This is a genomic window from Streptomyces sp. NPDC047525 (genome assembly GCF_040643025.1).
In the GTDB taxonomy this organism is placed as follows: domain Bacteria; phylum Actinomycetota; class Actinomycetes; order Streptomycetales; family Streptomycetaceae; genus Streptomyces; species Streptomyces durmitorensis.
On sequence record NZ_JBEYTL010000001.1, the window covers coordinates 945742 to 972035 of the forward strand.

24 protein-coding genes are annotated in these 26294 nt (G+C 70.3%); 10 read left to right on the plus strand and 14 right to left on the minus strand.

Annotated elements, in window-relative coordinates; genetic code table 11:
- Positions 1-35: 35 nt before the first annotated feature.
- Positions 36-452 (minus strand): SRPBCC family protein, encoded by a 417-nt coding sequence (locus tag ABZ833_RS04460; protein ID WP_361040834.1) that lies wholly within the window; start codon positions 450-452, stop codon positions 36-38.
- A gap of 67 nt (positions 453-519) precedes the next feature.
- Positions 520-1530 carry an aldo/keto reductase gene (locus ABZ833_RS04465; RefSeq protein WP_361040837.1) on the minus strand — a complete coding sequence of 337 codons (1011 nt, stop codon included), beginning with the start codon at positions 1528-1530 and terminating at the stop codon, positions 520-522.
- A 141-nt stretch (positions 1531-1671) separates the two neighbouring features.
- On the opposite strand from ABZ833_RS04465, the gene ABZ833_RS04470 reads away from it, so the two are divergent.
- Positions 1672-2583 carry a LysR substrate-binding domain-containing protein gene (locus ABZ833_RS04470; protein WP_361040838.1) on the plus strand — a complete coding sequence of 304 codons (912 nt, stop codon included), beginning with the start codon at positions 1672-1674 and terminating at the stop codon, positions 2581-2583.
- Between the two features lie 10 nt (positions 2584-2593).
- Here the strand turns inward: ABZ833_RS04470 and ABZ833_RS04475 are convergent, their stop codons facing one another.
- The 4 genes from ABZ833_RS04475 to ABZ833_RS04490 all read right to left on the minus strand — a co-directional run bounded on the left by ABZ833_RS04475 (position 2594) and on the right by ABZ833_RS04490 (position 7585).
- Positions 2594-4105, minus strand: coding sequence for an acyl-CoA synthetase (locus ABZ833_RS04475; protein WP_361040842.1), 1512 nt, complete (start codon positions 4103-4105; stop codon positions 2594-2596).
- Between the two features lie 88 nt (positions 4106-4193).
- On the minus strand, positions 4194-4940 hold the full coding sequence (locus ABZ833_RS04480) for a succinate dehydrogenase/fumarate reductase iron-sulfur subunit (protein ID WP_361040843.1): 747 nt from the start codon (positions 4938-4940) through the stop codon (positions 4194-4196).
- Positions 4937-6910 (minus strand): fumarate reductase/succinate dehydrogenase flavoprotein subunit, encoded by a 1974-nt coding sequence (locus ABZ833_RS04485; RefSeq protein ID WP_361040845.1) that lies wholly within the window; start codon positions 6908-6910, stop codon positions 4937-4939. The genes ABZ833_RS04480 and ABZ833_RS04485 overlap by 4 nt, the downstream gene beginning before the upstream one ends.
- A gap of 3 nt (positions 6911-6913) precedes the next feature.
- Entirely contained in the window at positions 6914-7585 is a 672-nt protein-coding gene (locus tag ABZ833_RS04490) for a succinate dehydrogenase (protein WP_361041363.1), read from the minus strand.
- A gap of 132 nt (positions 7586-7717) precedes the next feature.
- Here ABZ833_RS04490 and ABZ833_RS04495 point away from each other — a divergent pair, with 132 nt between their 5' ends.
- Positions 7718-8596 carry a LysR substrate-binding domain-containing protein gene (locus ABZ833_RS04495; RefSeq protein ID WP_361040848.1) on the plus strand — a complete coding sequence of 293 codons (879 nt, stop codon included), beginning with the start codon at positions 7718-7720 and terminating at the stop codon, positions 8594-8596.
- A 67-nt stretch (positions 8597-8663) separates the two neighbouring features.
- On the opposite strand, the gene ABZ833_RS04500 is transcribed toward ABZ833_RS04495, so the two are convergent.
- The 4 genes from ABZ833_RS04500 to ABZ833_RS04515 all read right to left on the minus strand — a co-directional run bounded on the left by ABZ833_RS04500 (position 8664) and on the right by ABZ833_RS04515 (position 13677).
- Positions 8664-9419, minus strand: a complete 756-nt coding sequence (locus ABZ833_RS04500) for a VOC family protein (protein WP_361040850.1) — start codon at positions 9417-9419, stop codon at positions 8664-8666.
- A gap of 12 nt (positions 9420-9431) precedes the next feature.
- On the minus strand, positions 9432-11567 hold the full coding sequence (locus tag ABZ833_RS04505; RefSeq protein ID WP_361040853.1) for an EAL domain-containing protein: 2136 nt from the start codon (positions 11565-11567) through the stop codon (positions 9432-9434).
- Positions 11564-12376, minus strand: a complete 813-nt coding sequence (locus ABZ833_RS04510; protein WP_361040856.1) for an SAM-dependent methyltransferase — start codon at positions 12374-12376, stop codon at positions 11564-11566. Before ABZ833_RS04510 ends, ABZ833_RS04505 begins: the two co-directional genes overlap by 4 nt.
- A 305-nt stretch (positions 12377-12681) precedes the next feature.
- Entirely contained in the window at positions 12682-13677 is a 996-nt protein-coding gene (locus ABZ833_RS04515) for an SCO0930 family lipoprotein (RefSeq protein ID WP_361040858.1), read from the minus strand.
- Between the two features lie 259 nt (positions 13678-13936).
- On the opposite strand from ABZ833_RS04515, the gene ABZ833_RS04520 reads away from it, so the two are divergent.
- Both ABZ833_RS04520 and ABZ833_RS04525 read left to right on the plus strand, forming a co-directional pair.
- Positions 13937-14452 carry a hypothetical protein gene (locus ABZ833_RS04520; RefSeq protein WP_361040861.1) on the plus strand — a complete coding sequence of 172 codons (516 nt, stop codon included), beginning with the start codon at positions 13937-13939 and terminating at the stop codon, positions 14450-14452.
- Positions 14453-14466: 14 nt separating this feature from the next.
- A complete protein-coding gene (locus ABZ833_RS04525; protein ID WP_361040863.1) occupies positions 14467-15231 on the plus strand; it encodes a hypothetical protein in 765 nt (254 codons plus the stop codon).
- Between the two features lie 53 nt (positions 15232-15284).
- Here the strand turns inward: ABZ833_RS04525 and ABZ833_RS04530 are convergent, their stop codons facing one another.
- Complete coding sequence (locus tag ABZ833_RS04530) at positions 15285-15926, minus strand: HAD family hydrolase (RefSeq protein WP_361040866.1); 642 nt, start codon at positions 15924-15926, stop codon at positions 15285-15287.
- Between the two features lie 111 nt (positions 15927-16037).
- Here ABZ833_RS04530 and ABZ833_RS04535 point away from each other — a divergent pair, with 111 nt between their 5' ends.
- From ABZ833_RS04535 to ABZ833_RS04545, 3 genes are all read left to right on the plus strand, one after another.
- A complete protein-coding gene (locus tag ABZ833_RS04535) occupies positions 16038-16748 on the plus strand; it encodes a nucleotidyltransferase domain-containing protein (protein WP_361041365.1) in 711 nt (236 codons plus the stop codon).
- A gap of 68 nt (positions 16749-16816) precedes the next feature.
- On the plus strand, positions 16817-17035 hold the full coding sequence (locus ABZ833_RS04540) for a hypothetical protein (protein WP_249586103.1): 219 nt from the start codon (positions 16817-16819) through the stop codon (positions 17033-17035).
- 500 nt (positions 17036-17535) lie between these two features.
- Positions 17536-18081, plus strand: coding sequence for a hypothetical protein (locus ABZ833_RS04545; protein ID WP_361040869.1), 546 nt, complete (start codon positions 17536-17538; stop codon positions 18079-18081).
- A 232-nt stretch (positions 18082-18313) separates the two neighbouring features.
- Here the strand turns inward: ABZ833_RS04545 and ABZ833_RS04550 are convergent, their stop codons facing one another.
- On the minus strand, positions 18314-18814 hold the full coding sequence (locus ABZ833_RS04550; RefSeq protein WP_361040870.1) for a hypothetical protein: 501 nt from the start codon (positions 18812-18814) through the stop codon (positions 18314-18316).
- A gap of 350 nt (positions 18815-19164) precedes the next feature.
- Between ABZ833_RS04550 and ABZ833_RS04555 the strand changes: the two genes are divergently transcribed.
- A complete protein-coding gene (locus ABZ833_RS04555; protein ID WP_361040872.1) occupies positions 19165-19821 on the plus strand; it encodes a class F sortase in 657 nt (218 codons plus the stop codon).
- A gap of 60 nt (positions 19822-19881) precedes the next feature.
- On the opposite strand, the gene ABZ833_RS04560 is transcribed toward ABZ833_RS04555, so the two are convergent.
- Positions 19882-20727 carry a polysaccharide deacetylase family protein gene (locus tag ABZ833_RS04560; protein ID WP_361040875.1) on the minus strand — a complete coding sequence of 282 codons (846 nt, stop codon included), beginning with the start codon at positions 20725-20727 and terminating at the stop codon, positions 19882-19884.
- 110 nt (positions 20728-20837) lie between these two features.
- Positions 20838-24137, minus strand: a complete 3300-nt coding sequence (gene lysX, locus ABZ833_RS04565) for a bifunctional lysylphosphatidylglycerol synthetase/lysine--tRNA ligase LysX (RefSeq protein ID WP_361040877.1) — start codon at positions 24135-24137, stop codon at positions 20838-20840.
- A 147-nt stretch (positions 24138-24284) separates the two neighbouring features.
- Between lysX and ABZ833_RS04570 the strand changes: the two genes are divergently transcribed.
- Both ABZ833_RS04570 and ABZ833_RS04575 read left to right on the plus strand, forming a co-directional pair.
- A complete protein-coding gene (locus tag ABZ833_RS04570; RefSeq protein WP_361040879.1) occupies positions 24285-24746 on the plus strand; it encodes a universal stress protein in 462 nt (153 codons plus the stop codon).
- Positions 24747-24869: 123 nt separating this feature from the next.
- Positions 24870-26294: an amino acid permease gene (locus ABZ833_RS04575; protein ID WP_361040881.1), complete on the plus strand. Its 1425-nt coding sequence runs from the start codon at positions 24870-24872 to the stop codon at positions 26292-26294.

The following is a 26294-nucleotide window of genomic DNA, read 5'->3' on the forward strand; positions in this document are numbered from 1 at the left end:
CCCCGGGGAGACACAGCCCCGGGGCCTTCGGGTTCTCAAGCGGCGAGGGTCTGCTTCAGGGCGGCGAGACCGTCGCTGAAGATGCCGTGGAACAGCGCGACGACCTCGTCGTCGCCGACTCCCACCGGCGTGAAGACGCCCGACCACTCCACGCGCGACGCGTCCTGTCCGGGCACTTCGTGCACCGCGAGGGTGGCCACGTAGTCGGTGGCGGGGAAGGGGGCCTTCAGGATCGAGTAGCTGTAGGTGCGCGCCCTGTCGTCGAAGGTCAGGAGGCGCTCGATGATGACGCCGCCGTCCTCGCTCGTCAGGCTGCGCACGCGGCCGCCCTCGCTGGATTCGCTGACAGGGATGAACGGAAGCCAGTCGGGCAGCGAGTCGAAGCCGCCGATGAGCTGCCAGACGCGGTCGGCCGGTACGGGGATCTCGATGGACGCGGAGGTGGAAGCCACGGTTTCTCCTTGAGACGGGAGGGATGTACGGGTTTACGGGCAGCGGGAGTTGGCAGGTTCGAGCAGGTCAGGCCGTCGGCACCGGGGCGTCAGGGGCGATCAGCTGCTCCTCGCGCAGGTCGGCCCAGAACGCGGCAGGGACCGTCTCGCCGAGCGCGGCGACGTCCTCGGCTATGCGGCTCGGCCTGGTGGCCCCGGGGATCGCCGCCACCGTCGCCGGGTGGGCGAGGGAGAACTGCAGGGCGGCGGCCTTGATGCCGACGCCGTGCCGCTCGGCGAGCGCCTTGATGCGCTCGACCTTGGCGATGATCTCCGCGGGCGCCTTCTGGTACTCGAAGTGCTGACCGCCCGCCAGGATGCCCGAGCTGTAGGGCCCGCCCACGACGATGTCGACCCCCTGGGCCTCGGCCGCCGGCAGCAGGCGCTGCAGGGCGCGGTCGTGGTCGAGGAGGGTGTAGCGGCCCGCGAGGAGGAACGCGTCGGGCTTCGGCTCGTCCAGGTCGAGGGTGAGCTCCAGCGGCTCCACGCGGTTGACGCCCAGGCCCCAGGCCTTGATGACACCTTCGTCGCGCAGCCGGTCCAGGGTGCGGAAGGCACCCGTGCGGGCTGTCTCGAAGGCGGCCAGCCATCCGTCGCCGTAGAAGTCCTGCGCGACGTCATGCACCCACACGATGTCGAGCCGGTCCGTCCTGAGCCGCTTCAGGCTGTCCTCGATGGACCGGAGGGTGGCATCGGCCGTGTAGTCGTTGACCATCTTGTTCGGGCGGCCGTGCTCGAAGAGGCCGCCCTTCTCGCCGAGGTCGCGTGCGGCGGGGTCCTCGACCTCGTCGAGGATGACGCGGCCGACCTTCGTGCTCAGGACGTAGTCGTCGCGGGGGTGGCCCGCGAGTACGTCGCCGAGGCGGATCTCGGAGAGCCCCGCTCCGTAGAAGGGGGCGGTGTCGAAGTAGCGGATGCCCTGGTCCCAGGCGGCCTCGACGGTGGCCGCGGCCTCCTCGTCGGGGATGGCGCGGAACATGTTGCCGAGCGGGGCGGTGCCGAAGCCGAGCGCTCCGGGGAGGAGGGACGTGATGCTCATGGGGAGTCCTCGCGGTGGTGGATTTCTGACGGTATCGGTGGTGACCGGTTGATCCGTCGGCCTTGCGAGTTCGAGGTTAGGATCGATGCTTGAGACTGTCCAAGACTCGCTTGGACACACTTGAGTCCTCCGAGGTCTTACATGCTTGACCTGCGACAACTCCGCTATTTCGTGGCCGTCGCCGAGACGGAACACGTCGGCCGCGCGGCGGAGGCCCTGCACATCTCCCAGTCCCCGCTCAGCCGCCAGATCGCCCAGCTGGAGAAACAGCTCGGCCTCGCCCTCTTCGAGCGCAGCCAGCAGCGCATCCGCCTCACCTCCGACGGCAAGGTCTTCCTGAGCGAGGCCCGCGCCCTGCTGCGGCACGCGGACCGTCTGGAGAATCTCGGCCGTCGGCTCGGGCGCGGCGAGGAGGGCGGACTGTGCATCGGATACGTGGGCGACGCCATGCACACCGGCGTCCTGCCGGGCGCGCTGCGCACCCTCCAGGAGCAGCGCCCCGGCATCCACGTCGCCCTCTACAGCCTCTCCACGGCGGAACAGTTCGAGGGCCTGCGACAGCGCAGCCTCGACATCGCCCTGGTCCAGGAGCCACCGGCGCGTGACGACCCGGACCTGCTGGCCGCGCCTCTCCTCGAAGACCCGCTCCTTCTCGCGCTGCCCGCGTCCCATCCGCTGGCCGCGCAGGCGGAGTTGGCGCCGGGCGACCTCGACGGCCAGGCATGGATCGCCGTCGAGAACTCCCGGGATCCGGCCTGGCGCGACGCCTTCCTCGCCTCGTGCGTGGCGTCCGGCTTCACCCCGGACATCCGCCTGGACGCCGCCGAGCCGCTCACCGCGCTCGGCCTCGTCGCTTCCGGCCTGGGCCTCGCACTCATCCAGAAGAGCATGGTGCGCGGCACGACGGACGGCGTCGCCGTGCGTGAACTGCCCTGGCACAAGGCGTCCGTTCACCTCTGGGCGGCCTGGCACGCCATCGATCTGCGGCCGGTGGTGGCGTCCTTCCGCGAGACGGTCCTCGCGAGCGGCGAGATCGGCGGCGAGGCCGTCTGACCCGGGCCGTTCACGGCCAGTACGACCTGCGCAGCGAGGACTTGGCGAGCTTCCCCGTGGGCGTGCGCGGCAGCGAATCCGCGAAGTCGACCGAGCGCGGCGCCTTGTAGTGGGCGATGCGCTCCCGCACGAACGCGACCAGCTCACGCTCCAGTTCGGGTCCGGCGGACGCCCCTTCGGCCGGCTGCACCACCGCCTTCACCGCCTCCCCCATCTCCGCGTCGGGCACGCCGATCACGGCGACGTCCGCGACCGCCGGATGCAGCACGAGGCAGTCCTCGGCCTCCTGCGGATAGACGTTCACGCCACCCGAGATGATCATGAACGCCTTGCGGTCGGTGAGGAAGAGATAGCCGTCCTCGTCGACGTGCCCGATGTCCCCCGTGGTGGTCCAGTTGGGGTGTTCGGGGTGCTGGGCCTCGCGGGTGCGGGTGTCGTCGTTGTGGTAGCGGAAGGGCGTCTCCTCGCGCTCGAAGTAGACGGTGCCGGTCTCGCCGCTCGGCAGCGGCTCGCCCGCCTCGTCGCAGATCCGCAGCTCCCCGAGGAACCCGTCCTTGCCCACGGAGCCGGGCTTGCGCAGCCATTCCTCGGGCGAGATGAACGTGATGCCGTTGCCCTCGGTCGAGGAGTAGTACTCGTACAGGATGGGTCCCCACCACTCCAGCATCCGCTGCTTGACCTCGACGGCGCAGGGAGCGGCCGCGTGGATGGCGGTCTTCATCGAGGACAGGTCGTAGCGCTCGCGCACCTCGGCGGGCAGCTTCAGCATCCGCACGAACATGGTCGGCACCCACTGGCTGTGCGTGACGCGATGGCGTTCGACGGCCGCAAGGGCCCCCTCCGCGTCGAAGGCGTCCATGAGCACGACCGTGCCGCCGAGCGCCGTGACGACGCCGCAGAAGCGCAGAGGCGCCGCGTGGTAGATCGGCGCGGGCGAGAGGTAGACGGTGTCCTCCCCGAAGCCGTACATGGCCTGGAAGATGAGCACATAGGCGCTCGGCTCCTCGCGCACGTCACCCTCGGGCAGCGCGGGCTTGATGCCCTTGGGGCGGCCCGTGGTGCCGGAGGAGTAGAGCATGTCCGTGCCGCGGGGCTGACTGGCGGGCGGTTCGGCGGACGCGGACTCAAGGGCCTTCTCGTACGTTCCGTCGTCGAGGCCGAGCATGACCGGCGGGCCGCCCGCCAACTCCCGCACGGTCGCGCCCAGTTCGGCGAGCGAGCCGGAGACGATCAGCGCCTTCGCCCCGCAGTCGCGGACGATGTACGCGGCCTCGTCCGTGGAGAGGTGGTGGTTGACGGCGGTGAGATAGAGGCCCGAGCGCAGCGCCGCCCAGTAGACCTCAAGGGCGCGCGGGTCGTTGTCGCCGAGCAGGGCGAAGTGGTCGCCCCGACGCAAGCCTGCGGCCCGCAGATGATCCGCGAGCCGCAGGGAGCGTTCTTCGAGTTGTCCGTAGGTGAGAGTCTTCGTGCCGTCGGCGGTGACGACGGCCGGCCTGGCGGGGTCGTACGCTCCCGGATGCATGCGGGCGACGGTAGCGGCCCGAAGGGGCGCGGGGAACTGCGCGATCAGCCACGAACGACCCGCAGATCCCAACAGACCAGCGCAGCGCTCAGCGGCTCACCTTCCGCGTGGCCCGCAACCACTCCTTGTTCATCGCGGAGATGGAAGGCAACGGAATGCCCTTCGGACAAGCGGTGGCGCACTCGCCGGTGAGCGTGCAGCCGCCGAAGCCCTCCTCGTCCATCTGCGCCACCATGTCCAGGACACGCGTCTCGCGCTCGGGAGCACCCTGCGGCAGGACGCCCAGGTGGTTCACCTTGGCGGAGGTGAACAGCATCGCCGAGCCGTTGGGGCAGGCGGCGACGCACGCCCCGCAGCCGATGCACTCCGCGTGCTCGAACGCGAAGTCCGCGTCCGGCTTCGGCACGGGAGCCGCGTGCGCCTCGGGGGCCGCGCCGGTCGGGGCGCTGATGTAGCCGCCGGACTGGATGATCCGGTCGAAGGACGAGCGGTCCACGACCAGGTCCTTGACGACCGGGAAAGCCGAGGCGCGCCACGGCTCGATGTCGATCGTGTCGCCGTCGCCGAAGGACCGCATGTGCAGCTGGCAGGTGGTGGTGCGCTCGGGGCCGTGCGCGTCGCCGTTGATGACGAGCGAGCACGCGCCGCAGATTCCCTCGCGGCAGTCGTGGTCGAAGGCGACGGGGTCGTCGCCCTTGACGATGAGCTCTTCGTTGAGGGTGTCCAGCATCTCCAGGAAGGACATGTCGGACGAGATGCCGTCCACCTCGTAGGTGGACATGGCGCCTTCGGCTTCGGCGTTCTGCTGGCGCCAGACGCGCAGGGTGAGCTTCATGCGTAGCTCCGCTGAGTGGGGTGGACGTACTCGAAGACGAGGTCTTCCTTGTGCAGGGTGGGAGCCTCACCCGTGGCCGTGAACTCCCAGGCGGCGGCGTACGAGAACTCCTCGTCCACGCGCGCCGCTTCGCCGTCCGGCGTCTGCGACTCCTCACGGAAGTGACCGCCGCAGGACTCGGCGCGGTGCAGGGCGTCGAGGCACATCAGCTCGGCGAGCTCCAGATAGTCGACGATGCGGTTCGCCTTCTCCAGGGACTGGTTGAACTCCTCACCGGTGCCCGGGACCTTGAGGCGGCGCCAGAACTCCTCGCGGATCTGCGGGATGCGCTCCAGGGCCTTGCGCAGCCCCGTCTCCGTACGGGCCATGCCGCAGAACTCCCACATCAGCTCGCCGAGTTCGCGGTGGAAGGAGTCGGGGGTGCGGTCGCCGCCGACGGCGAGGAGCCGGGTGATGCGGTCCTCGGTCTCGTCCAACACCTCCCGCACGGCGGGGTGTTCGTCGGACACCTCGTCGTGGTGCGGATTGCGCGCGAGGTAGTCGTTGATCGTGGACGGCAGCACGAAGTAGCCGTCGGCGAGGCCCTGCATCAGGGCCGACGCACCGAGCCGGTTCGCGCCGTGGTCGGAGAAGTTGGCCTCGCCGATCGCGAACAGGCCCGGGACGGTGGTCTGCAGGTCGTAGTCGACCCAGAGTCCGCCCATCGTGTAGTGCACGGCGGGATAGATGCGCATCGGCGTCTTGTACGGGTCCTCGTCGGTGATCCGCGCGTACATGTCGAAGAGGTTGCCGTACTTGGCCTCGACCGCCTTCTTGCCCATGCGCTTGATGGCGTCGGCGAAGTCGAGGTAGACGCCCTGGCCGCCGGGGCCCACCCCCCTGCCCTCGTCGCACACGTTCTTGGCGGCGCGCGACGCGATGTCGCGGGGCACGAGGTTGCCGAAGGCCGGGTAGATGCGCTCCAGGTAGTAGTCGCGCTCATCCTCGGGGATCTTGTTCGCCGGGCGGTCGTCGCCCTGGGCCTTGGGGACCCAGATCCGGCCGTCGTTGCGCAGCGACTCACTCATCAGCGTCAGCTTCGACTGGTGGTCGCCGGTGCGCGGGATACAGGTGGGGTGGATCTGCGTGAAGCAGGGGTTGGCGAAGTAGGCGCCACGCCGGTGGGCCCGCCACACGGCCGTGGCGTTGGAGTTCATGGCGTTCGTCGAGAGGTAGAAGACGTTGCCGTAGCCCCCGGAGGCCAGGACCACCGCGTCGGCGTAGTACGTCTCGATCTTGCCGGTGATCAGGTCGCGGGCGACGATGCCGCGGGCGCGGCCGTCCACCACGATGACGTCCAGCATCTCCGTGCGGGGGTGCATCTCGACGTTCCCGGCAGCGATCTGCCGCGAGAGCGCCTGGTACGCGCCGAGGAGCAGCTGCTGGCCCGTCTGGCCGCGCGCGTAGAACGTGCGCGAGACCTGCACGCCGCCGAAGGAGCGGGTGTCGAGCAGCCCGCCGTACTCCCGGGCGAAGGGCACGCCCTGCGCGACGCACTGGTCGATGATCTCCACCGAGATCTGCGCGAGGCGGTGGACGTTGGACTCGCGGGCGCGGAAGTCGCCGCCCTTGACGGTGTCGTAGAAGAGGCGGTGGACGGAGTCGCCGTCGTTGCGGTAGTTCTTCGCGGCGTTGATGCCGCCCTGCGCGGCGATCGAGTGGGCGCGGCGCGGTGAGTCCTGGTAGCAGAACTGCACGACGTGGTAGCCCTGTTCGGCGAGCGTGGCGCCCGCGGAGCCGCCCGCGAGGCCGGTGCCGACGACGATCACGGTGTGTTTGCGGCGGTTGGCGGGGTTGACCAGCTTGGCCTCGAAGCGGCGGGTGTCCCAGCGTTCGGCGACAGGGCCGGCCGGGGCCTTGGTGTCGACGACCGGCTCCCCGGTCGCGTACTCGGCGTACTCACGGGAGGAGTGATCACGAGAGGAATTCATCTGCTAGCTCACCAGTCCGGTCATGACGGCCACGGGTACGACGACGAAGCCCGCCGTCAGGAACAGCGCGAGGCCATTGGCGATGATCTTGAGGGTGCGGTCACGGGTCGCCTTGCCCGCGCCGAGGGTCTGCGCGGCGCTCCAGAGCCCGTGGCGGACGTGGAAGCCGAGGGCGACCACGGCGACGATGTAGATGACGTTGCCGTACCACGTGGAGAACGTGTCGATGATGTTCTGGTACGGGTGCAGGTGCTCGTAGCCGCCGGGGTGCACGGTGCCGGTCGTCAGGTCGAGGATGTGCCAGACGATGAACAGGCCGAGGATGATCCCGCCCCAGCGCATCGTGCGCGTCGCGAAGCTCTTGCCCGCCTTCTTGTTCACGTACTTGGTGGGGCGTGCCTTGATGTCGCGGCGGCTCAGCTGGTAGGCGGAGGTGGCGTGCGCGACCACGGCGGCGACGAGGACGACACGGATCAGCCAGAGCGTCCACTCGTAGTGCATGAAGGGCTCGCCGACCGTGCGCAGCCAGTGGGCGTAGTGGTTGATCTCCGCGGGCCCGAAAAAGATCTTCAGGTTCCCGATCATGTGGGCGATCAGATAGAGCAGCATGATCAGGCCGCTCACTGCCATCACTGTCTTCTTGCCGACGGACGAGTCCCAGATCGTGCGCGTCATCGACGGCCGTCGGTCCGTCCGCGTTGCCAGAGCCATGGGACCGACGCTAAGGCCGAACGTCCCGATCGGTCCAAGAGATGGATCAGCTCATCTCGATAGCGAGTGGCTATCATCGGCCGTATCCTGCCGTATATGCAGTTCCAGCAGCTCCTCTACTTCGTCGCGGTGGCCGAGACCAGGCATTTCACTCGGGCCGCGGAGCAGGTGCACGTCTCGCAGCCCTCGCTCTCCCAGCAGGTCCGCGCCCTGGAGAAGGAGCTGGGCGCCGAGCTGTTCAGCAGAGCCCGGGGGAACATCGCGCTGACCGACGCGGGCGAGGCGCTGCTCCCGCTGGCCCGCCGGATCCTCGCGGACGCCGACACCGCGCGGATCGAGGTCCAGGAGCTGGCCCAGCTGCGCCGCGGCCGGATCCGCCTGGGCGCGACCCCCAGCGTCTGCACCGGCCTGCTGCCCGATGTCCTTCGCGCCTTCCACGACCGGCACCCCGGCATCCAGCTCCTCCTGGAGGAGAGCGGCTCCCACGACCTCGTACGCGAACTGGCGCGCGGCGCCCTGGACTTGGCCGTCGTCGTGCTCCCGTTGCCGTCGCCGTCCCCCGCGCTGACGACCGTGGAGCTGCTCCGTGAGGACCTGGTCGTGGTGTCGTCGCCTGACACGCCGAAGTTCGGCGGCACGTCGGTACGAGTCGCCGATCTGGAGCGCGAACGCCTCGTGATGTTCCGGCACGGCTACGACCTGCGGGAACTGACGGTCGCCGCCTGCCGGGCCGAGGGTTTCGAGCCGGAGTTCGCGGTGGAGGGCGGCGAGATGGACGCGGTGCTCGGCTTCGTGCAGGCAGGTCTCGGGGTCGCGGTCGTTCCACGCATGGTGGCCGAACGCGCGGGGCGCGGCCTGCGGATGACACCCCTGGCCCGCCCGACCCTGCACCGCACGATCGCACTGGCCCACCGCAGCGATGTGGCTCCGCCACGGGCTGCGCGGGAGCTGCAGCGGATGCTGTTGGAGCGGTGAGCTCTTGACTTCCGGCCCGGTGGGGGCTGGCCGCGCAGTTCCCCGCGCCCCTGACGGGGCGCAGGTGCTAACGAGCGCGAGGCAGACCGCCGGTCTCGGGATCCCGGATCGTCAGGCAGTACGTGCCCCCCGCCGGGTCCCGCATCACGATCCAGTGCGGTCCCCGCCACACCGTCTCGGCGCCCAGCCGCTCGTGCCGGACGCGGTCCGCGTCAGGGTACGAGCAGGAGAAGTCCAGGTGCGCCCCCGCGGTCCCCGCGTCCAGTCGCTGCAGCAGGATCCGGATCGGCAGCTGCGCGGAGGGCTCGACGAGGTGGAACTCCGGGCGCGAGCCCGGCCGCGCGGACCAGCCCGTGAACGCGGGCCAGAACGCCTTCTCCGCCTCCCACACCGCCGGCGGCACGTCCAGGCACACCTGGTCGAGGCGGCTTGTGGTGCCGTCCGGTGCGGCGAGCGGTTCGGGGCGGACCCGCTCCCCCTCCCACGTCACCACGCAGAACAGCTGCCCGCCCGGCGAGCGCAGGACCTCCAGGCCCTCCTCCGCGAAGACCGGGGTCGCCCCGAGCGCGACGGCCTCGCGCGCCTTGGCGACGACGTCGTCCACGGCGAAGTCGAGGTGCGCGCCGCCGGAGCCTTCGACCGCCTGCGCCTTCAGGAAGGCGTCGGCACCCTCCGGCAGCAGCGTCACGAACTGGTCGTCCTCGCCCCGGAACGGGGAGCGCCGCGTTCCGGTCACCGCCGTCCAGAAGGTGTGCGCCTGCGCGAACCGGTCCTTGGGCCGGTCCACGAAGGCGTACACCCACTTGATCACTCCGGAGGACACCCGTCGTACTCCTCAGCTCGTCGCGTCGGCGAGTGCCAGCTCGTGCAGCTGGTCCGGCGGGCCGGGCCGTGCATAATACCAGCCCTGCGCCGTGTCACAGCCCAACTCTCGCAGCTGGTCCGCCTGGGCGCCCGTCTCGACGCCCTCGACCGTGACCGCGAGGTCCAGGCTGTGGGCGAGCGCGACGATCCCCTCGACGATCTTCAGGTCGACGGGGTCAGCCGGGAAGTGCTGCATGCCCTGCGTGAAGGAGCGGTCGAGCTTGAGGACGCTCACCGGCAGGCGGCGCAGATTGGCGAGGTTCGAGTAGCCCGTGCCGAAGTCGTCGAGCGCGATGTCCACGCCCATCTCGGCGAGCCGCCGCAGCGGCTTGAGCAGGTCGTCGTCGGCCCCGATCAGCGCGGACTCGGTCACTTCCAGGCACAAGGCGCTCGGTTCGAGCCCGACGCGCTCCAGGATCTCCACCGTGTCCGAGACCAGGCCGGGGTGGGTCAGCTGCATGGGCGAGAGGTTCACGTTCACGCGCAGCGGCCCCGCGTCCTTGTGCCGCGCCTCCCAGGTGCGGGCCTGGCGTACGGATTCCTCCAGGACCCAGCGGCCGAGCGGCACGATCAGACCGGTGTGCTCGGCGAGCGGGATGAAGCGGTCCGGGCCGATGACGCCGTGCTGCGGGTGCAGCCACCGCACCAGCGCCTCGGCGCCGCGCACACTGCCGTCGCCGAGGTGCACGAGGGGCTGGTACTCGATGAAGAACTCGCCGCGCTCCAGGGCGGCGGGCAGCGCGGTGGTCAGTCCGTGCCGGGTGATGGCGCGGGCGTCGGCCTCGGGGTCGGCCAGCTCGAAGCGGTTGCCGCCCGCGGACTTCGCGCGGTACATCGTGATGTCCGCGCTGCGCAGCACCTCCGCGGCGTTGCGCTCCCCTGCCGGGCCCTCGACGATGCCGATGCTGCCGCGCACGGTCAGCTCGCGGCCCTCGACGCGGATGGGCGTGGAGAGCGCGTGCATGATGCGTCCGGCGAGGTCGTCCACCTCGGCCTCGGTGTCGCGGCCCGTGGTCAGCGCCACGAACTCGTCGCCGCCGAGCCTCGCGACCATCTCGCCGGGTGCCGTGGCGCAGGACTGGAGCCGGTCGGCGACCTCGACCAGGAGCCGGTCGCCCGCCGCATGCCCGAGGCTGTCGTTGACGGTCTTGAAGCCGTCGAGGTCGAGATAGCAGAGCCCGAACCGCGCGCCGTCGCCCGACGCGAGGGCCTTCTCCAGGCGCTCGAAGAACAGCGTCCGGTTCGGCAGGCCGGTGAGCGCGTCATGCGTGGCCTCGTAGCGAAGGCGCAGATTGAGCAGCCGGCGCTCGGTGGTGTCCTCCATCAACGCCAGCTGGTACTGCGGCACTCCGTCCGCGTCACGCAGCAGCGAGACGGTCAGATTGGTCCACAGGACGGTGCCGTCGGGGCGGTAGAAGGCCTTCTCCACGCGGTAGTGCTCGCGCTCCCCGCGCACCAGCTCCTCGTAGAGCTTCCATACGTGGGGCGAGTCGTCGGGGTGCGTCCACTCCGCGACGTTGCGCCCGCGCAGCTGGTTCTCCAGGCCGCCGAACATGCGGATCAGCGCGTCGTTCACCTCGAGGACCGTGCCCGTGAGGTCGGCGATGCCGATGCCGATCGCCGCGCCGTGGAAGACGGCACGGAAGCGCGCCTCGCTCGCGTGCAGGGCTTCGGCGACGGCGCTGCGGGCGTCCAGGGCGGCGCGGGATATCGCTTCCTGCTCGGCGAGGGTCCGCTCCCGCAGGGCGGCGGCGAAGCCCGCGGCCACGGCGTGCTGCAGGCGCGCGGAGCGGGCCCGCAGCTCCTCCTGGGGGCCGTCGTCGCCGCAGTACAGGACCAGGTAGGCGTCCACGCAGTCGAGGGTGCGGCTCAGCGCCTCGGGGTCGGTGCAGTGCGTGCCCACGAGCGCGGCGCCGATCGCCTGGCCCTCGGCCGCGTCGAAGATCCGCTCGTGCAGTGCGGCACGCAACCGCCGTGCCAGCGGCACCAGTTGCTGCTCGAACTCGGGACGGGTCAGCGACGTCGCCGTCACCGGGAAGATGGCACGGCTCCAGATGGTGGCGAACCTGCGCACTCTGCCCTCGGGGCCGTCCGGTTCCCCGCTCATGCCCTGCGCCCCACGCCGGCGAACCCGGAGAAGGTATACGGATCCTCCTCCTCGGGCGCGGTGTCGGGCCGCCAGCGCGGCATCGGCACGAGGCCGGGTTCCACCATGTCGTATCCCTCGAAGAACCGCGCGATCTCTTCGCGCGAGCGCATGATCAGTGGATTGCGGATGTCCTTGTAGACGCCGACGACCTGACCGGCCTGCTCGGCGGGGATCGGCATCCCTTCGTACGAGGCGTGCGTGAGGGCGATCACGCTGCCGGGCGCGAGTGCGTCCCGCAGTTCGGCGACCGCTGTGTAGGGATCGTACGCGTCCTCCACGAAATGCAGGACGGCCACGAGGAGAAGGGCCACCGGGCGGTCCAGGTCGAGGAGTCCGTTGACCTCCGAACTGCCCAGAATGTCCCGTGGTTTGCGCAGATCCCCGGCGACGGCCACCGCCTTCTCGTCGCCTTCGAGCACGGCCCGGCCGTGCGCGACGGCCACCGCGTCGTGGTCGACGTACGCCACGCGGGCGTCGGGGTGCGCCTGTTGCGCGATCTCGTGGACGTTGCCGAAGGTCGGGATGCCCGAACCGATGTCCAGGAACTGGGTGATGCCCTCGTCCACGGCGAAACGCACTGCTCGGCGCATGAAGGCACGATTCGCCTGCATGATCTTGGGCAGCCCCGGCATGAACTCCATGGCCCGGCGGGCTGCGTCCCGGTCGACCTCGAAGTTGTGCGAACCGCCCAGGTAATAGTCGTAGATGCGGGACACGCTGGGCATCGTGATGTCGATGCCCTGCGGGGCCCAGGCGGGACGCTCCATCAGGACTCCAAGGCGTAGGCGAGGCGAGCCGGTGTTCGAAGTGAGGCTACTGATCGTCCGCCAAGGGAGCGAGTCAAAACGGAAATTGGCCGTCCGTTCTCGGTCACTGCCTGTGGCAAGTGCCGAATATCAACCCAAAGAACCGGTCCGTTCCTTCCCCGGAGTGGGGAAAAGAACGGACCGGTAGACCGTACGCGAGGTACTTCTGACAGGACCCCCTTCTTGGCCGGACTTCTTCTTCGGTACTTTCCTTCGGCACGGTTGCTTCTGTGCGTCTATTTCCCGTACGTCTGATTCCGGTACGTCTACTTCGGAGCGCCGACAGGCTTTCCGTCGGGCCCGGCGGCGTACCAAGTGCCGCCCACACCCTGACCGTTGGTGTCACCGGGCTTCTTGTCTCCGGAGAACGTGTACATCGGCCAGCAGTCGATCGTCTGCTGCTGCTGTCCGTCAGGGCGGTCGAAGACGACGAAACCCTTCTTGAGGATTCCCTTGGTGTCGTTCTTCTCGACGGGCGGAACGACCGGCCACTTCTCCAGGCAGGCGCCGGTGCAAGCGGACTTCATCGGCCAGGCGGAGTCCTTCGTGAAGCGGTAGACGGTCATGCCGTTCTTGTCGACGACGATCTCACCGAGCTTGGGATCCTTGCGGGTGGAGAGCCCTGCCGGGTCGACGGGCGCGGTATCGGCGGGGGGCTGGGCCTCGGCGGCGGGCGCGGCCTTCTTGCCGTCGGGGGCGGCGGCGTACCAAGTGCCGCCCACACCCTGGCCCTTGGCGTCGCCGGCCTTGGCGTCCTTGGCGTACCGGTACATCGGCCAGCCGTCGATGGTCAGCTGCTTGCTGCCGTCGGTCCGCGTGACCTCGCCGAGGAGGGACTTGTCGACGCCGGGCGGGGCTTCAGCGCCCTCGGGCGACGCGACGGGCCAGGTCGTGGCGCAGGCGCCGTCACAGTTCGACTTGGGGGGCTCGGCCGTGTCCTTGTCGAAGCGGTAGAGCGTGCGGCCCTCGCTGTCGGTGACGACCTTGCCGAGCTTCTTGCTGTCCCAGACAGCGAGTTGACCGGCGGCCTTCGCCTTCCCCGCGCCCTCCTTCGCGTCGCCCGTGTCGGCGCCGTACCCGTCGCTTCCCGCCCCGTACCCGTCCCCCTTGGCCGGGGCCTGGTTGCCGACGTTCTGCCCGTTCGGCGACTGGTCCCCCTTTTCCTGACCGCACGCCGTCGTCAGCGCCAGCATGGCCGCAGCTGTCGCCACGAGCGAGGCGCTCCGCCAGGCCCGGGAGGAACTCCCTGATGGATGCCGCATTTCTAACTCCCGCTGTCGCTTGAGGTGTCGCGTCGCTGAGTGCGTCACGCATGGCCCTAGGTACGGGTGGGAACGGCTGATGCGTTCAACCTGCGTTCAAGATTCTTTTGTTCGTCAAGCTCGCGCCCGCCGTCTCCTCCCTTCGGGTACCAGGAGGGCGGCAGCGGCGTGGCAGGGGGACACGCTGCCCATGATCCCTGTCGTGCATGGATCATCTAGGGCCTCAACCGGCCTGGTCACACGCTTAGCCGCGCTTCTGGTGCTGACCTGGCTGCTCGGTTCACCGACGGCTGCCGCGGCGCCGGTCGCCGCGCCCGCCGACAACTGCGCCTACGCCTCGATCGGTGACGCCCCTGGCGGCGACGCGGTGGCCGTCGCGGGCGACGGGGTGGTCTGCAGGGCGGGTCCCACACACCGCCCCGAGCCCAAGCCTCCGCCGCCTCCGCCGCCGCCACCGCCCCCGCCGCCCGCTCCGGCTCCACCGCCACGCCCGGAGCCACGGGCGCCTGAGCCGCCTCCGCCGCCGCCACCGCCCGCGCGCCCGGCTCCTGCCACACCCGCGCCGCCCCCGCCCCCGCCGCCGCCACCCCCGAGCCCCAAGCCGAAGCCGACCCCCACCCTCGCCCCCAAGATCGCCCCGTCCCCGGTGAGTTACCCCTCGTACCACGCCGCGCCGCGCAAGGCGCCGCCCCGCAGCGGCCCGTCCCTGGTCTCGCTCACCCTGCTCGTCACCGCGCCCGCGGTGCTCGCCGTCGCCGCGCTGCGACCGCGCTGACCGTCGGAGGTCCCATGTCGGAATGGCTTGTTCTCACCCTCGCGATGGCCGCCGCGTGCGCCGTCGTCCTGATCGTCACCGTCCTGCGGCACCGCAGGACGAGCCCGGACTACGACGCTTCGGAGACCCCGGACGTCATCGAGTACATGACGATGATGATCGGCGTGGTGTACGCCATCGTCCTCGGTCTGGCCATCGCGGGCGTCTGGGAGGCCCGCAGCGTCGCCCAGGACCATGTGCACGCCGAGGCCCAGGCGTTGCACGAGGTGTCCGAGCGGGCGCGGGTGTACCCGACCGACGTCCGTGAGCGCATTCGTACGGACGTACGCACCTATGTCAGCCATGTCGTCACCACCGAATGGGACTACATGGCCGACCGCGGCGAACTCACCGACCGCGGTGCCCAACTCCTCGGCCGCGTACGCCACGACGTCACCGACTATCAGCCCAAGTCCGACTTCGAGGCCCAGGCCTACCAGCCGCTCGTCGACGAGGTCGCGGCCGCCTCGGACGCACGCAACTCCCGTGGGGAGAGCGCGGGGGCCACCATGCCCGGCGTCGTCTGGTTCGGCCTGATCATCGGCGGCCTCGTCACCGTCGGCATGATCTTCGCCCTGCAGATCCGCCGCACCCCGCGCGAACTCATCCTCGCGGGGCTGTTCTCGGCCCTGTTCGCCTTCCTGCTCTTCCTCATCTGGGACTTCGACGCCCCCTACAGCCGTGGCGTCGCGGCCACCCCGGATCCGTTCCGCGCGCTCTTCGACAATCTCGGCAGATGACGAAAGGGGAGGTACCCGCCCTCAACAGCACGGTGCGGTACCTCCCCTGACGCTCACTCAGCGATGATCGAAGCCACCTGGGTGAGGGAGTCGATCCGCCAGTCCGCGGCCTCGACGAGGGTCGGATCGTCCGCCCACCAGTGCCCCCAGGGCCCGCGCCGGATGTGCGCCGCCCTCAATCCGGCCGCCTTCGCGGGGTAGATGTCGTTCGCGGGATGGTCGCCGACGTACAGCGTCTGCTCCGGCTCCGCCTGGGCCACCTCCATCACCCGCGCGAAGAACGACGGGTCCGGCTTCGCCACCCCCCACTCGCCCGAGGTGACGACGAGATCCGCCGGCAGATCCAGGCCACGCAGCAGCTCACCCACGCGAGACGTCTGATTCCCCGCGACGACGACACGCACCCCTTGCTTGCGCAGCCCACCGAGGGCGGGGCGCACATCGGGGTAGAGGTCGGTCTCGGCCAGGTGCTCACCGCGCCCCGCGACCTCGCGGGCCTGATAGGCGGCGGCGACATCTATGTCCGGGCTCAGCAGCCGCAGCGCCTCGGCGTTGTCGCGGCCCCGCGTGACGACACCTCCCACGAGCGCGGAGACGGTGTGACGGGGCACGCCGAGCCAGTCGGCCCACGAAGCCCAGTAGCGGTCATCTTTGGTGAGGGTCTCCCCCACGTCGAACACGACGGTCTCAATCATCAAGCCCAGCCTATGGCCCCACCAGGCAAAACAGCCCGCCTGACCCGCGCCCCACCGGGGGGTTCACATGTACGCCACGGTGTACTGCGGCACAGTTGGGGCGTGGACATGATGGAACCCACGCGGGTCGCACAGGAGTTGGTCGAGGCGTGGCACCCGGACGCCGTGGCGGCGCTTCTCGGCGGGAGCGTGGTGACCTCGCGGCGCACGCCGTATTCGGATCTGGACATCGTGGTGGTGTTCGCCGGTGACCGGGAGCCGTCGCGGAGCAGTCTGCGGTTCGGCGCGTGGCCGGTGGAGCTGTTCGTGCACACCGAGGCCAGCTGGCGGTGGTTCGTCGAGCGGGAGATCCCTCGGCGGAAGTCGTCGCTGCTGTCGATGTGCGCCCACGGCGTGGTGCTCGCGGACCGGGACGGGACGGGCGCCCGCCTGCGCGACGAGGCGCGGCAGTTGCTGGCGGCCGGACCTCCCGATGCGACCGCGGCCGAGATCGAGGACCAGCGATACGTCCTGACCGACCTTCTCGACGACCTCGCCGGGTGCTCGACGGCCGGCGAACGGCTGTTCATCGTCACCGAGATCGCCGGGCGGGCCGCCGAGTTCGTCCTCCTGCGTACGGGGTCGTGGACGGGCGGCGGAAAATGGACGGCCCGGCGCGTGGACGCGGTGTGGACAGGGTTCTCCGCGGAGCTTGAGGGCCTGGTACGGGAGGCGTTGGAGGGCAGGGCGGCCGGGCTTGTCGCGCTCGTGGACGAGGTGCTCGCGCCGTCCGGCGGGCGCCGGTGGGAGGGGTACCGGCGCAGCGGCTACCCCGACATCTGAGCAACGGCTTCGCACACGGGTCCGTAAACCGTGCTGCGCGGCGGCCCCGCGCGGCGCACTCTGGTGGCATGACCTGGCAGACACCCATCATCGTCCACCCGCCCACTCCCGACGGCGGGCGGCGGGTCACCGTGCGCGGGCAGGCCGTCGGCGTCGCGCGCGACGACCGTGACCTGGTGGAGTTCCTGCGCCGCGCGGGTCTCGGCGACGCCGACATGGCCCTCGACGACCCGCACCTCGTGGAGTGGCGGGGCAGCGGGGCGCATGTGTGGGTGACGGGGTCCTGAGCCACCACGTTGAGGGCAGGCACGGCCCAGAGCATGGCGCTGGGTGATGGCCGCCCGCCCGGTTGAACTGATGGCAGGCTCGCTGCGCGGTTCCGCGCGCCGTCGGTCACCGGGGGTGGCCGCGAGCGCCGCTCCGTTGCTCCCGAGCCCCGGAGTCCCGGAGCACCCGCGAGGCCCGGAGCACCCACGCCCGCGCCCCCGCACCTGTCGCTCGTCTCGCACGGCAAGGGCTTCAGGAAAGCAGTCGCCCGCCCCGACACAGGGCGCCGACGGCAGCGTGCGGCGGCCCCACCCCTCTACACGCCCCGCCCTCTGAACCCCCGTCACCACCCCGCGACACCCCGCCCCGTTCCCCTGTCCGGCCCACACCGTTGCCCCGTTCGCGCGGCTGAGATCGCGGCCGCCCGGCTCCCTGCCTAGCGTTTCCCGCATCGAGGTGCATAACAGGTGAAAGCGGAAGAAGGTCCGCGGCTGCTCCTCGGAGACCCGGAGGAATGATCATGCGCGCGATACGCGTCGCCTCGGCCACTCTGCTCGCCGCCACCGCCCTGACCCTCACCGCCCCGACCGCTTCCGCAGCCGTCGCGGACGACACCGACACGAACAACAACATCACCTCGTTCGGCTTCCGTGTCACCCCCTCGACGATCGCCGCGGGCGGCCAGGTCACGCTCAGCGTGGACGGCTGCGAGGGGAACACGACGGTCACCTCGGGTGTCTTCGACGACGCCCAGATCCCCAAGGGGCAGCAGTCGACCACCGCGACGGTCTTCGAGGACTCCAAACCCGGCGCGATGTACGAGGTGACCTTCGACTGCAAGGGCGAGAAGGGAACCACGGACCTCACCATCGCCACGGGCCGTCCCACTCACCACCCCACCCATCACCCCACGGCCCCGGTCCGCCACGGAGTGCGGGCCGGTGTCGGCGGCAGTCTCGGCGGGCTCGACCTGCATGAGATCGCCCTCGGCAGCGCCCTGATCGTGGGCACACTCGGCACCGCGTACTACTGGACGCGCCGCCGCAGCGGGGACAGCAAGTCCTGACCCGCCCACCGCAAGGCTCCCGACACACCGCCGCCCGGTCGCCCGCTGAGTTCAGCGGGCGACCGGGCGGCGGCATGCGGGTGGGCACGAACCGCCCCGTGACCGGCGCGGAAGGGGGACGCGCCGGTCAGGAGGGCGGAACGGTTCACACCCGACGTGCGGATACCGGCGTACGAAGGCCCGACGTGCGAGTGACGGGCCTGCCGGTGCCAGGCGTGCCGGTACGGGGCGCTTAGATTCCGCGCCCTGCGTTCTCCGCGCGGCGGCGCATCCAGAACACACCGCCGCCGACCACGGCTGCCGCCACGAGCACACCGCCGATCGCCATGTCGGTGCTGGTCGCCCCCGTGTCGCTGCTGCCGCCGAGACCACCACGGACACCGCCGTGGATGACGGTGAACGCGTCGGGCTTGGTGAGCGTCTTGCCGCCGCAGTGGACGGTGATGCTGTGGGCACCCGGGGTGGCGTGCTGATAGATCGTGGTGTTCGCGCTGGCCGTACCGCTGCCCATGTGCTTCAGGTGCGTGTCCGGGAAGGCATCTGACGTGATCTTGCTGCCGACAGCCTGGCAGGACTTGCCGTCGACCGTGACCGTCAGCTGTCCCCCTCGGGGGATCACGCTCGGCATGGCGACGATGTTGGACGGGTCGGCCCAGGCCGATGCCGTCGGGGCGGCGAGGCCGACGACGGCACCCGCGGTGACTGCGACCGCGAGGGCACGAGTGGTGCGCATACGAGAAGTACGCATGTGAATCCTCCGCGGAAGACGCCCCGGGGTAACCGTCCCCGGTCGATCGGCGAGAGCGCCTCCCAGACTGACCCTCAGATGCCGTGCACAGACCCGCATTTCGGCGATCGGCCGTCCTGGTGAGGCGACACGCCGAAGCGCGAACGCACAAGCCGATATTGCCGCAGGTCACGGACCGTCAGAAATTTCCTGTCGACCGCGACTCGGATGGCGCATACCCGGTATGGGCGCCACCCGTTCGCTCCCGCTCTGTCGCCCGTCGCGCGCACCCCGCTTAGCGTTCTCGTAAGCGCAACGGACGCGGTTCGAATGCCGCGTTGAGAGGGGATCAGAGAATGTCTTCGTCTCAGCCGGCCGATGAGGAGGAACAGCAGAAGAAGCGCGCGCCCTGGGGCGTGATGGCGCTTGTTCTGCTGACCGGCCTCGCGCTGATCCGGAATGGCTCAGGGGAATTCGACGTGGGTCCGCCGCAGCCGGCATCGGCCGCCGCGGCGGACCAGGCGCCCGACGCGGCGGGGCAGGGTGTCGCACCGCTGACCTTCTCCCCCGCCGCGCGTGTGGGGATCAAGGGGATCCGGGTGGACGCGCCGGTCATGCCCGTCGGGCTCGACGCGGAGGGCTGGGTGGACGCACCGCCGCCGGAGGACCCGAACCTCGCCGGCTGGTTCACCGGGGCCGTCTCGCCGGGCCAGAAGGGCACGTCCGTGATCGTCGGCCATGTGGACAATCAGCAGGGTCCTGCCGTCTTCTACGGCCTGGGCTCGCTGAAGAAGGGAAATCGCGTCGAGGTCATGCGCAGGGACCGCAAGACCGCGGTATTCGAGATCTACGGGATCGAAGTGTTCGAGAAGAACAATTTCCCGGGAAGCCGCGTCTACAGCGACAAGGGAGCTCCGGAACTCCGCGTGATCACCTGTGGCGGCGGATTCTCCAAGCAGGCCGGATACGACGGGAACGTCGTCGTTTTCGCCCGCCTGGTGGACGTGCGCTGACGGCGAATGCGTCGGCGGAGCACGGCACCGGGCGGGCGAAATTCTCGTTCTGAATTCCGGCTACATCTCGTAGCGGCTCGGCACGGTGATGCGGTAACCCGAATCGATGAGTTCCGGGAGGTACGTCCGCAGGGCTTCCACGCTCTGGGAGCGGTCGCCGCCCGCGTCGTGCGAGAGCACGACGACTCCCGGGGCCGCCCCCGCCCGTACACGCCGGATGATCGTTCCGGTGCCCGGCTCGGTCCAGTCCAGGGTGTCGACGGTCCAGGCGAGCGGCTCCATGCCCAGGTCGGCGCCCAGCTGGAAGGCGTTGCGGTTCCAGGCTCCGTAGGGGGCGCGGAACCAGGCCGGGGGTTCGCCCACGGCCTCCTCGACGACTTCGCAGGTGCGCTCGATCTCCTCGCGCATCGCGCTCCGGGTCATCTTCGGGAGCAGCGGATGCGTCCAGGTGTGATTGCCGATCAGATGCCCGTCGTCGGCCATCTCGCGCAGCAGGTCCTTGTTGTCGACGGCCATCTCTCCGCAGACGAAGAACATCGCGCGGACGTCGTACCGGCGCAGGGTGCGCAGGATGCCCGGCGTGTAGCGGGGGTCGGGTCCGTCGTCGAAGGTCAGCACCATGGTGCGGCCCTCTCCGTCCATACGCAGGATCGGCTTGGTGCGGACGCGGGGCAGGGCGCGCGCGGCATGCGGCGGGCCGTGGCCGGTCATGGGCTGCAGGCGGTACGCCGAGGGCTTGAGGGCACGTGCGGCGGGCGGGCCGCCGGCCGCCGCACCGCCGGGAGCCGTGGGCCCTGGTGCGCTCGGCCGCTCCGTACCCGCGCAGCCGGCGGTCGCGGCCAGACCGAAGACAGCGGCGCCGCGCAGGAGTGCGCGACGCCCTGGAGTCATCTGATCTTTTTTCATGACTAATCCGTCGCATGGCCGAAGGCCGGCGCGGACCACCAACACCAGGGCGGACTGCGAAAGCACCCGATGGGACCAGCAGAAGGACGAGAGAGATCAGTCGAGAGAGGTCAACGACGGCGTACGAGCGGGAAGGGCAGCGTCTCCCGGATCGTCAGGCCGGTGAGGAACATGACGAGCCGGTCCACGCCGATGCCGAGTCCGCCGGTGGGCGGCATGGCGTACTCCAGGGCGTCGAGGAAGTCCTCGTCCAGTTCCATGGCCTCCGGGTCTCCCCCGGCGGCGAGCAGCGACTGGGCGGTGAGGCGGCGGCGCTGCTCTACGGGGTCGGTCAACTCCGAGTAGGCGGTGCCCAGTTCGGTGCCGAAGGCGACCAGGTCCCAGCGCTCGGCGAGGCGCGGGTCGGTGCGGTGCTGCCGGGTCAGCGGGGAGACGTCGGTCGGGAAGTCCTTGTAGAAGGTGGGCAGCTTCGTCTTCTCCTCGACGAGCCGCTCGTACATCTCCAGTACGACGTCACCGCGGCCGTCGTCCGGCCGGTACGGGACATTGGCGCGGTCGCAGAGCCGGTGCAGCCGCGGCAGTGGGGTGTCCGCGTCGACCTCGTCGCCGAGTGCTTCGGAGATCGCGCCGTAGACCGTCTTGACCGGCCAGGAGCCGGAGATGTCGTGCTCGGTGAGCCGCCCGTCTGCGTCGGCCTTGCGGGCCACGGGTGAGCCGAAGGCCGCGGTGGCGGCGCCCTGGATGAGTTCGCGGGTGAGGTCGAGCATCACGTCGTAGTCGGCGAAGGCCTGGTAGGCCTCCAGCATCGTGAACTCGGGGTTGTGCTTGTAGCTCACGCCCTCGTTGCGGAAGGTGCGGCCCATCTCGAAGACCTTCTCCATGCCGCCGACGCAGAGCCGCTTCAGATACAGCTCGGGCGCGATGCGCAGATACAGGTCGAGGTCGTAGGCGTTGATGTGGGTGGTGAAGGGGCGGGCGTTGGCGCCGCCGTGGATCTGCTGGAGCATCGGGGTCTCGACCTCGAGATAGCCGCGGTCCAACAGGCCCTGGCGCAGCGCCTGTACGGCGGTGGAGCGGGCCCGGACGACATCGCGTGCGCCGGGGCTCGCGACCAGGTCGAGATAGCGGCGGCGGACCTTGGCCTCGGGGTCGGCGAGCCCGCGGTGCTTGTCGGGCAGCGGGCGCAGGCACTTGCCGGTGAGCTGCCAGCCGGTGACGAAGACGGTGAGCTCGCCCTGGTCGCTTGCGCCTACCGTGCCGGTGGCGGTGACGTGGTCGCCGATGTCGGTGCCGGAGGTGAAGCGGTCCAGGACGTCGGGGCCCGACCGCTCGCGGGTCAGGGCGAGTTGGCGGTCGCCGGACCAGTCGCGCAGGACGGCGAAGACGACCCCGCCGAAGTCGCGTACGAGCATGACGCGGCCCGCGACCGTGACCTGCTCCCCCGTCAGGGCGGGCGTCACATCGGCGAGGGTGTGGGTGCGCGGCGGGAGGCCCACGGGGTACGGGTCGACGCCGTCGGCGCGCAGCCGCTCCAGCTTGCGGTGGCGGATGCGGACCTGGTCGGGCAGCGCCGCCAGCGGGTCGGCGTCGGCCGCGTCCCCCTGGCCCGCGAGGCCGAGGGCGGAGATCGGCGGGAGGCCCGCCGTGCTGGTGGGCTTGGTGACTCCCTTGGCCCCGCGTCCCTTGCCCCAGAGCTTGCGCAGCGAGGGCACGGAGACGAAGCCTTCCGCGATGCCCGAGGCGAGGCTGATCCGGGCGAGGGCTCCCGCGTCGCCGTAACAGATGAAGCGGGGATACCACTCGGGGTGGTACTTGGCGTTGGAGCGGTAGAGCGCTTCGAGCTGCCACCACTTGGAGAAGAAGAGGAGCAGCTTGCGCCACAGCCGCAGGACGGGACCGGCTCCGATGCGGGCGCCCTCCTCGAAGACCGAGCGGAAGACGGCGAAGTTCAGGGAGATGCGACGCACGCCGAACTTGCCCGCGCCCGCGCAGAGTTCGGCGACCATGAACTCCATGACGCCGTTGGGCGCGGTCGCCCGGTCGCGGCGCATCAGGTCGAGGGAGATGCCGTCCTTGCCCCAGGGGACGAGGGAGAGCAGGGCGATGAGCCTGCCGTCGGCGTCCAGGGCCTCCACGAGCAGGCAGTCGCCGTCCTCGGGGTCGCCGAGTCGGTCGAGCGCCATGGAGAAGCCACGCTCGGTCTCGGTGTCCCGCCAGGCGTCCGCCTTGTCGATGGTCTCCTCCATCTCCTCGTCGGTGAGGGTGGAGTGGCGGCGGATGCGGGTGGTGGCGCCGGTGCGGCGGACGCGGTTCACCGCCTGCCGCGCGACGCGCATGTCGCGGCCGTCCAGGTCGAAGTCCGCGACGTGCAGGATCGCCTCGTCGCCGAGCTGGAGCGCGCCGAGCCCGGAGCGTGCGTACGCGGTGGCGCCCTCCTCGGACGCGCCCATCACGGCGGGCGCCCAGGCGTACTGCCGGGCCACGTCCAGCCAGGCGCCGATCGCGTGCGGCCAGGCCTCGCGGTCGCCGACGGGGTCGCCGCTGGCCAGGCAGACGCCCGCCTCGACGCGGTAGGTGACGGCGGCCTTGCCGCTGGGCGAGAAGACGACGGCCTTGTCGCGCCGGGTGGCGAAGTAGCCGAGCGAGTCCTGGGCGCCGTACGTGCCGAGCAGCGCGCGGATGCGGGGTTCCTCGTCGCCGTGCAGGGCGGCTTCCATGCGCTGGGAGCGGAAGAGGGCCGCGGCGGCGTTCAGGAGGGCGAGGGCGCCGAAGAGGCCGAGCCAGAAGTGCAGGGCGCGCGGGGGCCTGCCGTCGAAGTAGTCGTGGCCGGTGAAGAGCCCGCCGCAGACGCGGTTCGCCGCCCAGGGCAGGGCCTCGCCGCGCGGCAGCGTACCCGGGAAGAGCGCGACGAGTCCCCAGCCGACCAGGATCGCCACGGCGAGGCCCGCGACGAGCACCAGGACGGCCCGCCGGACGGCGCCGCGGCGGGAGTCCGCGGAGAACTCCTTGCGGGCCAGGACCAGGAGCACGAAGGCGATGGCGCAGACGATGAGCGAGGGGAGCGAGTCCGCCCAGAAGCCGAGGGCGATGCCGAGCACGTCGAAGGCGAGGAGAAGGCCCAGGTAGACGATGACGAGCCACCAGGCGACCTTCTTGCGGGCCGCTGTCGCCGCCGCGAGGAGGAAGAGGAAGACGGCGTACGCCAGGTTGGGGCTCACCGGGACCGTGAGGAGGTCCAGGACTCGGACCACCGGGCGCAGGAGGTGGCGCAGCGGGGCGATGATCGCGAGGATCGCGCAGAAGAGGCCCAGGACGCCGAAGAAGGTGGCGAATCCTTCCGGCACGCGTTTCAGGAAGCGGTGTCGTCCGCGCTGCGGCTCGGTGCCGGGCCTCTCCACGCTGGTGCTCATGGATCGACCCTAGGAAGGGTCGGCCCGGGTCGCTCGTCGAGCACGGGCCCCCGCCAGGCCCCGCTCGCCGCACGGGAGACCTGCCCACGCCGCACGCGAGGCCCGCCCACGACGAGGGCGCCCGACGGCCTCCGATAGCCTCTCGGCGTGACTGCAGACCACTCCCACCAGTTCGAACGCGGTACCGACGGCCCGAAGGTGATCGTCGTCGGTGTCGACGGGTCGGACTCCTCGCTCCGGGCCGCGGCATATGCCGGAGGCCTGGCGCGTCGGCAGCACGCGTTGCTCGCCGTCGTCTACGTCCAGCCGGTGATGGCCGCGGGCGCCGCCCTCGGGGCCCCGGTGGCCGACACGACCGACGAGATCGCCGAGTCCCTCATCACCGAGATCAGGGACGCCGCCGAGCGGGTGAAGGACATATTCGACGTGCGCTGGGAGTTCCACACCTTCCGCGGCGACCCCTTCAGCGGTCTGGTCACCGCGGCGGACGACCTCAAGGCCGACGCCGTGGTCGTCGGCGCGTCCGAGCAGGCGGGCCACCGGATCGTCGGCTCGGTCGCGGTACGACTGGTCAAGGCGGGCCGCTGGCCCGTCACCGTGGTGCCGTAACCCGCACCCGCCAGAGTGCTGAACCCTCACAGGTGTGAGGGGTGTGGCGTCTTCCGTCATGCGCATGCCTGGGCCATCATGATCCGCCATCAGCCGACTGCCGTCTGCGAAAAGGTGGAGCTCATGGCGGGACTCCGGATGGGGCACGGCGTTATGCGCCGCAAGCCCATCGAACACATCGAAGAGACCGAAGGCGGGGCAGGTGGCGGGCTCTCCCGTTCCCTCGGCCTCTGGCAGCTCACCGCGATCGGGGTCGGCGGCATCATCGGCGCCGGCATCTTCACCCTCGCCGGGACGGTGGCCAACGGCACGGCCGGACCCGCCGTCCTCATCTCCTTCCTCATCGCCGGTGTCGCGAGCGCGGCGGCGGCCTTCTCGTACGCCGAGTTCGCGGGCCTCATCCCGAAGGCGGGATCGGCGTACACCTACGGCTATGTCGTCCTCGGCGAACTCGCCGGCTGGTTCATCGGCTGGGACCTGCTGCTCGAGTACACGGCGATCGTGGCGGTGGTCGCGATCGGCATCTCGGGCTACTTCAACTTCCTGATCAACGACATGGGTGCCGAGCTGCCGAACTGGATGCTGGGGGCGCCCGGCACGGGCGACGGGCACAAGGTCGACCTGTTCGCCGCGGTCCTGTGCCTGCTCATCGCCTATCTGCTGACCCTCGGCATCAAGAACGCGGCGCGCTTCGAGATGGTCGTGGTCGTCCTGAAGGTCATCGTCGTGATCGTGGTGATCGCGGTCGGCTTCTTCCACATCAACACCGGGAACTACGAGCCGTTCTTCCCCTTCGGGGTCAGCGGGGCGTTCACGGGCGCGGCCACGGTCTTCTTCGCGGTGTTCGGCTACGACGCCATGAGCACCGCCGCCGAGGAGTCCAAGGACGCGCAGCGCCACATGCCGAAAGCGATCCTCTACTCGCTGGCGATCTCGATGGTCCTGTACGTCCTGGCCTGTCTCGTCCTCACGGGCATGCAGAACTACAAGGACATCGACCCGGAGAGCGGATTCTCCACCGCGTTCAAGTCGGTGGGCCTGGGCGGTCTCGCCGACGTCATCGCGGTCGGCGCGATCATCGGCATCCTCACCGTGATGTTCACCTTCATGCTCGGCGTCACCCGCGTGTGGTTCAGCATGTCCCGCGACGGACTGCTGCCGAAGTGGTTCGCCAAGACCCACAAGACCCGGCACGTGCCGACGCGCGTGACGTGGATCGTCGGCTTCGCGTCGGCCGCCATCGCGGGATTCCTGCCGATCGGCGAGGCGGCCGAACTGACCAACATCGGCATCCTGTTGGCGTTCATCGTGGTGTGCATCGCGGTGATCGTGCTGCGCTACAAGCAGCCCGACCTGCCGCGCACGTTCCGCTGCCCCGGGATGCCGGTCGTGCCCGCCATCGGGGTCGTCTTCTCCATCTGGCTGATCACGTTCCTGCAGTGGCAGACGTGGGTGCGGTTCGCGGTGTGGTTCGCGGTCGGCCTCGTCATCTACTTCGCGTACTCGTACCGGAAGTCGGAGCTGGCGAAGGCCGACCGCGTTCCTTAG